The 12,834-nt window shown below is 54.7% G+C and carries 14 protein-coding genes and 1 tRNA gene; 10 read left to right on the top strand and 5 right to left on the bottom strand.

Going from position 1 to position 12,834, the window contains the following annotated elements:
- The first annotated feature begins 17 nt into the window (after positions 1-17).
- Positions 18-794 carry an undecaprenyl-diphosphate phosphatase gene (locus tag F7C38_00295; protein MCE4599992.1) on the top strand — a complete coding sequence of 259 codons (777 nt, stop codon included), beginning with the start codon at positions 18-20 and terminating at the stop codon, positions 792-794.
- On the opposite strand, the gene F7C38_00290 is transcribed toward F7C38_00295, so the two are convergent.
- Positions 791-1,315, bottom strand: a complete 525-nt coding sequence (locus tag F7C38_00290; GenBank protein ID MCE4599991.1) for a DUF488 family protein — start codon at positions 1,313-1,315, stop codon at positions 791-793. The genes F7C38_00295 and F7C38_00290 overlap by 4 nt on opposite strands.
- Before the next feature lie 168 nt (positions 1,316-1,483).
- On the opposite strand from F7C38_00290, the gene F7C38_00285 reads away from it, so the two are divergent.
- The 5 genes from F7C38_00285 (at position 1,484) to F7C38_00265 (ending at position 4,209) form a co-directional block, all read left to right on the top strand.
- Entirely contained in the window at positions 1,484-1,891 is a 408-nt protein-coding gene (locus F7C38_00285; GenBank protein ID MCE4599990.1) for a DsrE/DsrF/DrsH-like family protein, read from the top strand.
- A 24-nt stretch (positions 1,892-1,915) separates the two neighbouring features.
- Entirely contained in the window at positions 1,916-2,152 is a 237-nt protein-coding gene (locus F7C38_00280; protein MCE4599989.1) for a sulfurtransferase TusA family protein, read from the top strand.
- 48 nt (positions 2,153-2,200) lie between these two features.
- Positions 2,201-3,385, top strand: a complete 1,185-nt coding sequence (locus tag F7C38_00275) for an FAD-dependent oxidoreductase (GenBank protein MCE4599988.1) — start codon at positions 2,201-2,203, stop codon at positions 3,383-3,385.
- Between the two features lie 2 nt (positions 3,386-3,387).
- Positions 3,388-3,753, top strand: coding sequence for a DUF1641 domain-containing protein (locus F7C38_00270; protein MCE4599987.1), 366 nt, complete (start codon positions 3,388-3,390; stop codon positions 3,751-3,753).
- Positions 3,754-3,861: 108 nt separating this feature from the next.
- Complete coding sequence (locus tag F7C38_00265) at positions 3,862-4,209, top strand: nascent polypeptide-associated complex protein (protein MCE4599986.1); 348 nt, start codon at positions 3,862-3,864, stop codon at positions 4,207-4,209.
- On the opposite strand, the gene F7C38_00260 is transcribed toward F7C38_00265, so the two are convergent.
- On the bottom strand, positions 4,181-4,936 hold the full coding sequence (locus F7C38_00260) for a helix-turn-helix domain-containing protein (protein MCE4599985.1): 756 nt from the start codon (positions 4,934-4,936) through the stop codon (positions 4,181-4,183). The two genes, F7C38_00265 and F7C38_00260, sit on opposite strands and share 29 nt — an antisense overlap.
- Before the next feature lie 113 nt (positions 4,937-5,049).
- Here F7C38_00260 and F7C38_00255 point away from each other — a divergent pair.
- Positions 5,050-5,160 (top strand) — tRNA-Pro (locus F7C38_00255).
- A 4-nt stretch (positions 5,161-5,164) separates the two neighbouring features.
- On the opposite strand, the gene F7C38_00250 is transcribed toward F7C38_00255, so the two are convergent.
- On the bottom strand, positions 5,165-5,752 hold the full coding sequence (locus F7C38_00250; protein ID MCE4599984.1) for a hypothetical protein: 588 nt from the start codon (positions 5,750-5,752) through the stop codon (positions 5,165-5,167).
- Between the two features lie 189 nt (positions 5,753-5,941).
- On the opposite strand from F7C38_00250, the gene F7C38_00245 reads away from it, so the two are divergent.
- Both F7C38_00245 and F7C38_00240 read left to right on the top strand, forming a co-directional pair.
- Entirely contained in the window at positions 5,942-6,286 is a 345-nt protein-coding gene (locus tag F7C38_00245) for a PadR family transcriptional regulator (protein MCE4599983.1), read from the top strand.
- Between the two features lie 2 nt (positions 6,287-6,288).
- The gene (locus F7C38_00240) at positions 6,289-7,065 is read left to right on the top strand and encodes a hypothetical protein (protein MCE4599982.1); all 777 of its coding nucleotides are present in this window, start codon (positions 6,289-6,291) and stop codon (positions 7,063-7,065) included.
- Between the two features lie 121 nt (positions 7,066-7,186).
- Here the strand turns inward: F7C38_00240 and F7C38_00235 are convergent, their stop codons facing one another.
- Positions 7,187-10,108: a DNA-directed DNA polymerase I gene (locus tag F7C38_00235; protein ID MCE4599981.1), complete on the bottom strand. Its 2,922-nt coding sequence runs from the start codon at positions 10,106-10,108 to the stop codon at positions 7,187-7,189.
- 166 nt (positions 10,109-10,274) lie between these two features.
- Here F7C38_00235 and F7C38_00230 point away from each other — a divergent pair, with 166 nt between their 5' ends.
- Complete coding sequence (locus F7C38_00230) at positions 10,275-12,377, top strand: 4Fe-4S dicluster domain-containing protein (GenBank protein MCE4599980.1); 2,103 nt, start codon at positions 10,275-10,277, stop codon at positions 12,375-12,377.
- Here F7C38_00230 and F7C38_00225 read toward each other — a convergent pair.
- On the bottom strand, positions 12,346-12,810 hold the full coding sequence (locus tag F7C38_00225) for an Hsp20 family protein (protein ID MCE4599979.1): 465 nt from the start codon (positions 12,808-12,810) through the stop codon (positions 12,346-12,348). The genes F7C38_00230 and F7C38_00225 overlap by 32 nt on opposite strands.
- Positions 12,811-12,834 lie beyond the last annotated feature (24 nt).

Raw genomic sequence — 12,834 nt, 5'->3', positions numbered from 1 at the left:
TGGAAGGCGTGGACGCCGTGGACCAGGCATACCTGCTGGCAGGACTGTTACAGGGCTTACTAGAGTGGTTGCCTGTGAGTAGCAGCGGCCAGGTCATGCTGGCTTTATCGCTATCCCTCGGGCTCTCCCCCGGCATCGCCTATGAACTCTCACTGGCGCTACACGGAGGGACCCTCCTGTCAGCTATAGCCTACTACTGGAGGAGCGTCGTCTCCGGGATAGTAGGGCTTACTAGGCCTATGGAGTGTGAGGTATCAAGGATCTGGCTTATAGCTACCCCCGTGAGCGTGGCGGTGGGGTATCCATTGTTTCTACTCTACGAGAGGATTGCCGGCGGCGTCGGGCTCGACTGGCTTATGATCCTGGTTGGAGCGCCATTGACTCTCATCGGGGTAGCCGGCTTGAGCCTTAGCGGATCCGAGAGGGAGGAGCTTACACTCCGAGACATACTATGGCTTGCAGTGGCCCAGGGGGTCGCCGCGATCCCTGGAGTGTCCAGGAGCGGGCTCACGATAGCTGTCTTGGTTTTGCGTGGTGTTTCTCCTTTGAAGGCTGTTCGATCCAGCTTCCTCGCCGGTATCCCCGTCATATTACTGGCCGCTGTCTACACTGGACTGGTTGAGGGAGCGTACCTAGCCAGTAGTATGGGCGTGGCGCTCGCGTCTTCTTTCCTTAGCGGTTTGGCTGGGATCTACTTTATGGAGTTGTTGGCTAGGAGGCTTAACATGCACGTCTTCTCGCTTGTGGTGGGGTTGGTGCTGGTTGCTTCGGGCCTCGTGGCTTTAATCCTCTAGAGGTAGACGAGCCTCCCGTCGACTATCTTGGCGCAATTGGTGTACTTGTGGGGTGTCTCATGGCCGGGGTCTATTATGTGTATTACCTTGAAGCCGCGCCAGAGTAGCCAGTCGCTCACGATCTTCCTGTGGCACCTCCAGGGCAGTCTCTCGCTACAGAGTATAAGCGTGGTCTTCCGACCCGCTATATCCGCTATCTCCTCTAGGGCCCTCCATGCCCTGGCATCCGTCGTTATATAGTACGCGTATGCCTTGAATCCGTTTGACTCGAAGCACTTGATTCTGCTGGCTTCTGGCGTCATCCTCCTGTACCCGCCTAGCGTGTCTCCCATCCAGTGGTATGTGATTCCCAGTTTCTCTACGGTCTTTTCTAGTGTTTCCCTGTTGAAGTGTGGGTTCTTCCTGCTGGTTGGCCATCTCCTGATGTCGACTATGGCTTCTATGTTGTAGTCTGTTAGGATCTTCTTGAATTCTTCCAGGCTTCTGTTGGAGTGGCCTAGTGTATAGAGTATGCGGGGCATTTCCTGCCTCCACTCCCCCCGGGCTCTTTATGGAAGCCCTAATAATTTTCAGGGGTTTGTTTTGGTAAGGGATATACAGTATATACGTTAATATGTATATACGCTTCCTCCTGCAATCGATTATACTAGCCTATGTATATATGTATATACATGAAAAGGTGACCATGTATGGCGAAGGGACTTGCAATCGTAATGTTCTCGGGTGAAGCCGAGAAGTTCATACCCCTAGCCGTCCTCACACAGACAGCGGCCAACCTAGGCGTCCCGGTAAAGATATTCGTAACCGGCTACGCAACCCTGTACTTCACCAAGAATAAGCCAGAGCCCAGATTCACCAAGGAGTTCGAAGACATGGCCTCCAAGCTATTGGAGGGAATGAAGAAGCTTAACATGCCAAGCTGGTATGACATCGTGAAGGAGGCCAAGGAGACTGGAGACGTAAAGATATACGTGTGCAGCTTGATGGCGGAAGTCATTGGCCTGAAGAAGGAGGACCTAGATCCGATAGTCGACGACATGGTCGGGGCTGCGTTCTTCATGGGCGAGACAGCCGACTACCAGGTCATATTCATCTAGCCACTCCAAGCCGGGTGTGGCGTGATGGCGGAGAAGATTGTAGTTGACGCCCGGGGGATGGCCTGCCCGGGCCCCATAACGAAGCTCGTAAGGGCCTATAGGAACGCTAAAAACGGTGACATCATAGAGGTTGTTGCCACCGATCCGGGGTTCAAGCCGGACGTCGAGGCCTGGGTTAAGAGGACCGGCAACGAGCTAGTGGAGTTGAAGGAGGGGGACGGAGTCATCCGGGCTGTTATAAAGGTAACAGCCAAGAAATAACCCTTTAAATCAATACTAATTTTTATCTAATATGGGAGGTGTAGACGTGTGAGTGGAAAGGTCCTAGTACTGGGAGCAGGAACAGGCGGACTGGTAGCAGGGAACCTACTAGCCTCGGAAGGCTACGACGTGACTATAATCGAGAAGAGCGACTACCACCTATTCCAGCCCGGCATGCTGTGGATAGCGTTCCAAGGCCACAAGCCAGAGAAATACCTCAGGCCCGTAGAGAGCCTCGTAAAGAAGAACGTAGAGCTAGTTAAGGGCACTGTATCAAAGATAGACCTCGACAACAGGATCGTAAAGCTTGAAGACGCAAGAGAATACACGTACGACTACCTGATCATAGCCCTCGGAGCCTCATACGACTACGACGCAATCCCAGGCCACAAACAGCTCTGGGAGACCTACGGAGACTATTACTCGGGAGCCGACAACGCTTCCAAGCTATGGAGCCACTTCTCCAAGATGAGGGAAGGCAGCCTAGTGATCGCGGCCGCAGACCCACTCTACAAGTGCCCGCCAGCACCCCACAAGGCCGCCTTCCTAGCCGCACAGACCATTAATAAGAGGGGGCTGCGTGGGAAGGTGAAGGTCACCCTGGCCCTCCCCTTCATACACGCATACCCCTCCGAGGTGATGGCGAGGATCGTTGAGCCCAAGCTGGAGGAGGCTGGCGTGGAGCTAGTGACCATGTTCACGGTCGACAGCATCGACGTCGATGCTGGGAAGATCTACTCTATCGAGGGCGACGAGATAAGCTTTGACGTGGCCGCCGTTATACCCGTACATAAGGGGCCGCGGATAGAGGTGGTCCCAGAGAGTGTGAGAGACGATGACGGCTACTTCAAGGTTGACAAGCACACTCTGCAGGTCGAGGGCCACGACGACGTCTTCGCCGTGGGAGACTGTAACAATGCGCCGACCAGCAAGACGGGGGTTACCGCCCACCTCGGGGGAGAGGTCGTGGTGGAGCGGATAATGGGCTTCGACGCCAGGTTCAACGGGAGGACCAACTGCCCCATAGTGGCTGACGGGGAGGCGGCCTTCGTTATAAGCTCTTACGAGCATCCAGTAATACCCGTCAAGTTCAGTAAATTCAAGAGGCTCCTAGAGGACGTATTCATAGCGGCGTACTGGTCGAGCCTACGTGACCCGGAGAAGTGGAGCCCCGTCTTCAGGGCCTACTTTAGGGCCACGGATCCAAAGGTGCTGGGTGAGAGAGGGTGGTAGGTATGAGTAGGAGGGACCCCCTTGAGGAGTTACTCGTCTACCTAGAGGACCCGAGCTTCCAGGAGGCGCTCGGCAAGCTAGTGGACCTAGTGATGAACCTTGAAAAGAGCGGGCTCCTGGACATGCTAGTCGCACTGACCGAGCCAGAGGTCATCCATAGGATAATGGACCTGGTTCTAGTCAGAGGGACCCTTGAGCTGGGCGACTCGATAGACTTCCTGCTGGATAAGCTAGGCGACATCGTCGGCGCGCTGACTAGGGACGTGGAGCCGGCAGGGCTAAGCCAGGTACTGGGGAGCCTGAAGGATCCAGAGGTTGCCCGCGGCCTAGCGAGGCTAGTCGAGATCCTCAGGGTACTGGGCCGTTAACCCCCCAGTCGATCTCCTCTTTTTACATGCCGGGATTCTTCTATAGCTATAAAATCGGCTGTGAGCCAATGCTTTACCCATAGGAGAGGGTGCTGGGAATTGTTCGGGATGAATCCCAGGGATCTGCAGAAGGCTATGAAGAGGTTCGGCATACGTGTGGAGGAGTTGAACGCCGTCAGGATCTCGGTCGAGCTCGATGATGGTTCTAAGCTTGTCGTGGAGGAGCCGCAGGTTATGGTTATGAGGGCTAAGGGCCAGCCGCCCATGCTATACGTCGTAGGGGATCTGAAGCGCGTGGAGGAGGAGAAGGAGGAGGGAGCGGTTGAGATAAGTGATGAAGACATAGACCTGGTCGTAGAGCAGACCGGAGCCTCCAGAGAGGAGGCGAGGAGAGTACTTGAGGAGGTCGGCGGGGATATCGCCGAGGCTATCCTAAGACTCCAACAGAGGGGATAGATCCTCCCACGCTGTACTTCCTCAGGCCCCGGACCAGCTCCTCTACACTCTCGGCCAGGCTAAGTATCAGGGGGACGCCGTCGAGCTTGGCGAGCTCCACCGCTAGGGGGTCGAGCTTCTCGCGGGGGCCATGTATTATAACAACGCCTGGCTTGACCGGTGAGACCCTGACCGCCACCATGGGGCTCCTACCCATCCTCACCCCGGTAAAGACTATGGCCCTCTCGGGGGTCCCTCCCAGTAGGGCGTAGAACTGCATTCCGGAGAGCGTGGCGATAGCCCTTATGCTGTCGACCACTGTGTATCCATAGATCCTCTTCTCTACGGAGTAGTCGGGTGCTAGGAGCACGCCGTTAACGGCTTCTATGAGCTTCTCAAGGGACATAGCCTCCTTGAACTCTCTCATGTCAATGATGGCCCCGGCGGGTATACCTAGGGTCCTTGATAACTCGTGGACCTTCGGCCACCCGCGTGACTGGTCTATTGCTAGGAGAGCCGATACGAAGCGGTTGATGAACCTCGCCCCTGGCAGCCTCCGGCCCTTTTCATAGTCGCTGACGACGCTTGGGGAGACCCCCATTTGCCTCGCCACTTCGTTCTGGCTAGCGTCGAAGTACTCGCGCCACTTCCTTAGGGCCGTGCCGGGGTCGTCGTTCATGACGATGTCCCCGGCTATCCTGCGGGCTATCATCGCGATTGCGTAGTCTCCTGGTGCGGTTATAGACAATGGTCGAATACCCCTTATGTAGGGGTGGGGCTCGGGTCTAAAATAGGTTAGGCTGGGATAAGGGATATATTGACGGTCCGGTTGGACATGACTATGTGGAAGGGGATAGGGCTGGGCCCGTCGTCTAGCCTGGCTAGGATGCGGGGTACGCCGAGCCCCCCTTGGGGGTTGGCGCCCGACTCGGGACCCCGTGGTCCGGGGTTCAAATCCCCGCGGGCCCACCAATCCCTACCCGCATATCTTGCCTCTAAGCTCGACTAGCTTGTGGTAGAAGTCCCCTGTTCCTGGGAGGCCTACTAGGAGCTTTTCACCCTCCTTGCTTATTATTATCACTCCATCCGCCTTTTTGCCTATAATCAGTACATCGCCTTTGGAACCGTCCTTGAGCTTGAAGTGGCCCATATAGAGTCTTAGCGAGGGATCGGAGACGCCATTGGTTCTAATGGATAATAGTTTCCTGGCATGGTCGACCGTGGTTAGGGTTATGTTGACTCTACAAAGGTCTCCCTCGAAGGTGCTACCACCATAGTACCTAGCGTGTATTGTCTCGTCCTCAACCCAGACGCCATAGTATTTGTTCCATTGCGCGGTGGCCAGGCTGACTCCCAGGTATATGACTGCTACCGCTATCAAGGCTACTAGGAGCAGCTTCACCTTCGCCCTCCCACCAGGCTTTCCACGGTAGTATAGGGCTAGGCCGATCAGGGGTAGCATAGTGGCAGCGTAGACTGTAATCATGAGCGGGCTCGTGGCCGACATCAAGTTTATCTCGGAGCCCTTTATGACGAGTGCTAGCGTGGCGTTCTCTACACTCATAAACGCCCCCATGCAACATGTATAACCTCGCGAGTGATATAGTTACTATGGCAATAGCAATACAGTGTATTATAAGGGGCCCGGAGACTAGTAAATGATCAAATACCTCGACCATTATAACCTCATGGACCCGGGGGAGCGGCCGAGCCCATGGCAGCAGCGTTCTAGAGCCTGCTTGAGGGACCATCTATGGGCGATGATAAGAGGATAGCCAAGCTCGTGAGAGACTTGAGGACAGGGCTACTAACCCTGGTCGTACTAGACATACTACTGAGGGAGGGACCCCTACACGGCTACGGGGTCAGGAAGATGATAGAGAACCTCACTGGTGTATGGGCCCCGGAGACCACGGTCTACGATGCGTTGAAGAGGCTTGAGAAGAATGGATTGGCCGAGAGCTATTGGGCCCGGAGCCCAGCTGGGACCCTTAGGAAATACTATAGGGTGAATGACCGGGCCCGTGACGCCTACGAGGTACTCATATCAGAGGCTCGGAGACTTCTTGGGAAGCTGATATGTGATAGGGGTGGCTAGGCTTGGAAGAGCAATGGCCCCTGGCTGTAGCACTGGGCCTGTCCCTGTCCATTATCGGGTTCGGCCTCGCCTGGCTCGCTGGGGAGCTTGAGCCTGGGCCCCTTATTGGGGTTAGGCTCTCCTATGCCACAGTCTCCAAGCGTGTGTGGGCGCGGGTTAACAGGGTCCTAGGACTCGTCCTCGGGGTGTCGGGGCTCCTCATGATCCCGGTCGGGCTATTCCTTGGTATCGCCTTCGAGGCGCTCCTGTATGCGGTCGTTGCAGTGGCATCGGTGGTATTCGCTGTAGAGTACTCGAAGCGTCTGGCCGAGATCGAGGCTGTGAGGGAGCCGCCGCCCGATGATGCAGTTGAGGCTAGCGTGGTGTTGATAGAGCGTTTGCCCCGTTCATGGCGGGTGTTGATCGCCGTTGCCCTAGCCCTCTCTACGGTAGTCTACGTCTACGCGGTGGCTGAGATCGTCAGGCTTGGGCTGTGGGAGGCCGGCCTCGTCTTGTTGGTGGTGTTGACACCCACGTTGTATACCTCTTATCTGTCTCTGGCTAGGCCCGAGGCCTATAGCCTGCCTTGGGTGGGCGGTGATTACAAGTTATTCGCGTTGCTCACCCCGCTACTGTTGATCCTAGTGGACGTGTCTATCGGGTTACTCTTGCTGGATTATACGTTGGCTAGCCTAGTAGCGCTGTCGATGAGCGCTGTAATAGCCATCCTCCTAGTCTATAGGTCCCTGAGCAACTATAGGAGGTACATGAGGGCTAAGGCATTGGAGGCCTCGGGATAGAGGATGGGCTCAGCCCTCACACGGCTCCTCATAGACCCGTTTAGCCCTCGGATCCGAGTCGATCCTCACCGCCCACTTCATCAATTGATTTGGAGGCCCGGGGGTTATATCGTGGATTGCCTCATCCCTCCGCGGAGGCGAGGAGGTCCGTCAAGCTAGCACTGCCCAGCGCAGTCCACCTAACACCCAGGGCGAGTAGCATCTGCTCGAATACAGTCTTCACGTAGTCGAAGTATTTCGAGGTATCGACCTCGGATAGCTTGGCTAGCTTCACCGGCTTCACGCCGAGACTGTCCCTTGTCTTGACGAAGGATACTATGAAGCCCCTAGCCACGTGTATCCCGTTCTTCCTTAGTAGTAGGGCTGCCTTTACGTGCTGCGGGGTGTTTTTCTTGTATTCCCGGGGGTCCTTTGATAGCATTACTCGTATGGCTAGCTCGTCGAGGGTGTACGCGTGCTTCTTGAGTCTCTTATAGATCTCGCTTACATGGGCTCTCATCTTGTCTAGTACCTTGACCACGTCTTCCGGCTCCTCTAGCTCTCCTAGCATCTCTACTGCTCTGTGGAACTCGTTTTTGAGGAATTCTGGGGTGTTGCTCTTTTTCCCGACCATCCCCTTTATGACTATGGAGCCCTCCCGTGTTATGCCTATGTAGTTCTTCTTTAGCCCCGAGAAGAGGCCTATCTTGAACTCCCTGTCCTTCTCCAGGTCGAGGTTGAACTCCTCCTTTATATACCTGGTCAGCATGTCTATCTTCTCTTCTGGGGGATCCCATAGGAAGACGCTGTCGGTGTCGCCGTAGAGTATTATCAGGTCTAGCTCCCTCGCCTTCTCCTCGGTAGCGGTTAGCACCCTTCTGCCTATGGCCGTCACGCTCTCAGCTACAGCCAGGGAGTATAGGTGGAAGGATTCGGTGCCGAATACCCCGTAGCTGGCGTTGACGTATACCTTCATTGCCGCCTGGACGGTATTATACCAAAGCCTCTCGGTTGCTGGCAGCGTCTTGTCTTTAGCCCTCCTCTTATAGATTCTAACCCTGAAATCCTTCAGGAGGCCGACGATCTGGCTTGAGATGCCCTGGATGGATTTGCATACCTTGTGGCCTACATCCGGGATCTCTATAGCCTCGCCTTTACAATAGGGGTTGTTTACGGTCTCGTAGCTGAGGTTCCAGTTCTTTATGATGGAGGGATACAGGCTCGCGAAGTCGAGGACGTATATGTTGAAGAACACTCCCTGGGGTGGCTGGAGTACCTTTGCCCCCTGGTATTTCTTGTCCTTTATAATAGCCCTGGTCCGGGCTATGTTGGCGTAGGACGCTATCTCGTCCCGCGAGGGTATTAGGTAGTTCCTCCTCCTGTGCTCCCAGTTCATCAGACTCTTGATCCAGCCCGATACCTGCGTCCTGGTCACGTCTTCGAGGCCTAGCTTGCTTATTCTCATTAGTAGGATGATGAGGTTCCACACCAGGTTGTCCGAGTACGTGGTCAGCTCGATTGTCAGCTCGGCATCGCGTACGTTATAGTGGGCCAGTTCCTCTAGCGATAACTCGGAGATCGGCTTCTCTAGGGCGACTTTCTTCTTGCCGAGTAGCGCTTCTGCGACCGCGTCGAGGCTCTTCTCCCTATACTTGTTGCCGAAGGCGTACACTTGTAGCGCTCTTATGTCGAAGAACCTGTGTAAGTCAACATGCAGGTTGTCGGTGAACGTTACATAGTCCTGTTTGAACTCGAAGGGTAGGAGGCTTGGGTAGACGCCGAGGGATACGAGCCTGTTATACATGTAGGGTAGGTCGAAGTTGTCCCCGTTGAACGTGACTATGACGCTGTAGTTTGATATTATCCGTAGGGCCTCCAGTATCATGCTCCTCTCGTCGTCGAATATCTCGACCTCAGCCTTAATCCTCGTCAAGTCACCTGTCTCCACGTCGTCTCGTGCGAGGAGCAGCACTTTCCTCATACCGCGGTTGTCGGCGAGTGCTATGCTGATTATTGGATAGGAGGCCGTCCTCTGGTCTGGTAGCTCTCCCGAGTAGGGCGAGTATACCTCGATGTCTATGGCGATCCTTGGTATATCGGGTGGGGGTTGCTCGAATATTGGAACCCAGTTCTTGGCTAGTTCCTGGAACTCCTTGGTCTCGTCGCTGAATACTTCTTCTACTAGCTTAGCCGCGCTCTCCGGGTCTGATTCCTCTAGCGTGAAGCCCTTTGAGACGTGGTATAGCATGCCGGGCACTATCTCGTTGTCGAAGACATAGTTGTGGTGGTACTTTATATCGGCCTCCCAGTAGTTGAAGCCAGCCTCCTTAATCCTCTCCCTCAGACCTCTCACGGCCAGGGGGTCCGAGACTACTATCTTCGTGAGCTTGACCTTCTCCCGCTTTATCGGGTGGAACTTGGTGACCGTCTCGATACTGACAACCCTCTCATCACTGGTTATAGGGGGTCTCGTCTCCCCCAGATCCTCTGGACGAGCATCCGTCAGGAAGTAGGGTCTATGGCCGGACCTGTCTATCCACTTGACTAGCCTCTCCTCGCCGGGGTCATATACGAATACTATCGCCTTACCTATACTCCCATCATACCTAACGTCCATTAGATAACCATAAGCCTCCTCTACAACCGGGCTCCTATTAAGCGTGAAACTAGAAACCTCCAACCCGGAGTCCAGCGGTTCCCCGGCTCGTGCCGGCAGCGTTACCCCTGCATTGCTAGGTTTCATCTCTACCTGTTCCTCTTCTTTCGCTTCAACCGTGGAACTCTCCCTCACGGTCCTCTCGGTGGCTGTCTCCCTCATCTCGTCCCGGACTCGTTTCTCGTAGCCCTTTACACTGGTGAGGCTTCTGGTTTGGGAGGCGGGTCTTGCTATGAAGCTTTCTAGAGTGTACTTGCCTGGCCTGCTTGGTTCTTCTACTGTTTCCCTCCTAGGCGGCTCCGCGGGGGCTCGCCTGGGTTCTCTTGGCTTTTTTAGGGGCTTGCTGTTAACCTTTCTTTCGATGTTCTTGAGGAACTCGTCGAGGGTTCTGGTTTTCTTGCGTGCCACCCTAGTTGCCCCGTGGTAGTGTTGGTCTGGGGAGGTAATAATTCGTGTCCGCTGTGAGGGTTTTTAAACTAGACGATTATAGATAGCCTATATCTACACACTAGATCCTATGTTAGTGACCTGTCGCTCCACAACGTAACGGGCTTGCTCTGGCCGGGTGGATCCAATGGCTGGAGAGATAATTATAGAGCACTTTGCAATGGTCGAGGACCTGGAACCGATCGTATACATCGTATCAACTATCACGGTTATAGTCCTACTCTACAGCCTGTGGGAGGCCTACAAGAGGTGGACCTTTGGAGGCGAGAGGATAGAGTATGGCCCCATAGGCCTGAGGATAAAGAATCTACTGAAGTACGCCATATTCCAGTGGAAGGTGGTTCGCCATAGGTTCCCTGGCTTGATCCACCTACTGATATACGGGGGGATGCTGTGGCTCCTCATAGCCACTAGCCTGAGAGCCATAGACCTGCATGTTCACAGGTTCCTAGTGGGAAACATATGGATAGTGTATAAGTTGTTGAATAATATTGCCGGGGTCATGGTCGTTGTAGGAAGTATACTGGCCATGATAAGACGCGCTCTCGGGTTGACGCCCAATCTACCCAAGGACCCGGTATACTACATAGTACATATACTATTCATCATAATAGTTGTGACGGGATTCTTCCTAGACGGGATGTCTGCGGCATACTACAGGCAGTCCTATGAGAAAGCCTGGTTCGACCCGGTGGGATACCTCATATACAAGTGGGCCACTACACTAACGCTGGGAGAACTTAAATCGATTTACAGGCCGCTGTGGCTATTCCACTTCCTAATAGCCCAGTTCAGCCTGGCAATAATCCCCTTCACAAACCTCTGGCACATAGCAGCGGCAACCCTAAACGTGACCCTATCCAGGAAGGAGCCAGCGGCTATGGCTATACGCGCATTCCACGATATAGACGAGAGGATAGAGCAAGAGAAGCCGATAGGGATTGTCAAGCTCAAGGACACTACATGGAAGCAGAGGATGGACTACGATGCATGCACTAGCTGTATGAGGTGCACAAACGCCTGCCCAGCCTACGCCTCCGGAAAAATACTCTCCCCCAGAGACATAATCACACGCATGAGAGACCTCATGTATAACGGGGCATGGGACGAGAACGTATGGTCTGAAGAGGACGGAGAAACCGCTAGCGTGAAGATCAACCCTGAGGCCGTCTGGAGCTGTGTAACCTGTGGAGCCTGCGTCAACGAGTGCCCCGTCCTAATCCACCACGTGGACACGATAATCGACGTGAGACGGGGAATGATGAGCTCCGGGAGCGAACAGATACCCGAGGACGCGTTAAACGCGCTCTACTCGATGCAACAGACCGGCAACCCCTTCGGCTACAACCCGGTTGACCGGGAGGAGTGGATCCAGGAGTTATCCGAGAGGTATGGAGAGGATATAATCGCCGAGCCGGGAGAGGAGTACGATTACCTGTACTGGATAGGCTGCGTTGCGAGCTATGACCCGAGGATAAGGCCGGTGGCAGAGCAGACGATCAGGCTGCTCAAGAAGGCTGGTTACAGGGTCGCGGTCCTCATGGAGGAGGGGTGTTGTGGCGAGCCTGCTAGGAGGATGGGAGAGGAGGCCCTCTTCGTCGAGATTATGAAGATGAACCTGGAGAACCTGTCCCAGTACAAGTTCAAGAAGCTACTAGTCCACTGCCCGCACGGCTACCACGTATTCAAGAACGAATACAAGAAGTACCTCGACTATATTAGGAATAACGAGGAAACCAAGGACTACGCGGACTTCCTAGAGAAACTCGAAGTAGAGCACCACAGCGTAGTACTAGCTAGGCTGCTCAAAGAAGGGAAAATCAAGCCTGAGAAAGAGGTCGAGATAAACGTAACCTTCCACGACCCGTGCTACCTGGGCAGATGGAACGGGCACTATGACGAACCACGCTCGGTGCTACAGAGCATAAAGGGCTTGAGGATAAAGGAGATGCCGCGCTCCAGAGACAAGAGCTTCTGCTGCGGAGGCGGGGGAGGTCACATGTTCTACGAGATCAAACGGGGCCAGAGGATTGCGAGGCTCAGGGCCCAGGAAGCCGCGGAGACCCTCAAGTCCCTCGGAGACGGGAGGCCGAGTGTGGTTGCAGTGGCGTGCCCCTACTGTAACACCATGTTCAGAGGCGAGGCGGAGGACTTCGGGTTCGAGGTGAGGGATATAGCCGAGATACTGGGGGAGGCCGTCAAGGAGTCAAGCGGGGAGGAGTCTTCTTAGCCCGTATAACTAGTACGCTCCCCCTTTTCTCGACCCTGACGGTCGAGGGGTCTATCGTGTATCCCAGCTTGTAGACGCCTCTGAACTCCTTCTTTCTGTGGGCCAGGTACCATCCCTGTAGCGCCTCTTGTATTTTGCGTTCGTCGACGGCCCCGGATACTATTATGGAGTCGTTTGTCACCTTTATGTCGATCGTCTCGTCCTTCATGCCAGACGTGTCAACAATTACTACAACCTCGTCCCCGACATCGCGTATTTCGACTAGTGGTTCCTCGACGTCGGAGGCCAGCCTCCTCAATCTATCCTCGTATAAGTCCTCCACGCCTTCGAACAGCCTTGAGAAGTAAGACTCTATCTCCCTCTGGAGCCTCCTCATCCTCCTCAGCGCTCGCTCCACGTCGCTGAAGAACTCGTCGACCACGTCACCGGTCATCGCGGATCACCAGGGCAACGGCTG

The sequence above is a fragment of the Candidatus Thermodiscus eudorianus genome, assembly GCA_015521085.1.
Lineage (GTDB): Archaea > Thermoproteota > Thermoprotei_A > Sulfolobales > Acidilobaceae > Thermodiscus > Thermodiscus eudorianus.
The sequence above is the reverse complement of the archived record's forward strand: the minus strand, read 5'-3'. Positions and strand labels throughout refer to the sequence as shown.

Bases quoted from the DNA above. Each gene is read 5' to 3' on its own strand.
- F7C38_00230 (MCE4599980.1), top strand. From the start codon at position 10,275: ATGGCTGGAGAGATAATTATAGAGCACTTTGCAATGGTCGAGGACCTG.
- F7C38_00285 (MCE4599990.1), top strand. From the start codon at position 1,484: ATGGCGAAGGGACTTGCAATCGTAATGTTCTCGGGTGAAGCCGAGAAG.
- F7C38_00290 (MCE4599991.1), bottom strand. From the start codon at position 1,315: ATGCCCCGCATACTCTATACACTAGGCCACTCCAACAGAAGCCTGGAA.
- F7C38_00225 (MCE4599979.1), bottom strand. From the start codon at position 12,810: ATGACCGGTGACGTGGTCGACGAGTTCTTCAGCGACGTGGAGCGAGCG.
- F7C38_00265 (MCE4599986.1), top strand. From the start codon at position 3,862: ATGAATCCCAGGGATCTGCAGAAGGCTATGAAGAGGTTCGGCATACGT.
- F7C38_00245 (MCE4599983.1), top strand. From the start codon at position 5,942: ATGGGCGATGATAAGAGGATAGCCAAGCTCGTGAGAGACTTGAGGACA.
- F7C38_00250 (MCE4599984.1), bottom strand. From the start codon at position 5,752: ATGAGTGTAGAGAACGCCACGCTAGCACTCGTCATAAAGGGCTCCGAG.
- F7C38_00280 (MCE4599989.1), top strand. From the start codon at position 1,916: ATGGCGGAGAAGATTGTAGTTGACGCCCGGGGGATGGCCTGCCCGGGC.
- F7C38_00270 (MCE4599987.1), top strand. From the start codon at position 3,388: ATGAGTAGGAGGGACCCCCTTGAGGAGTTACTCGTCTACCTAGAGGAC.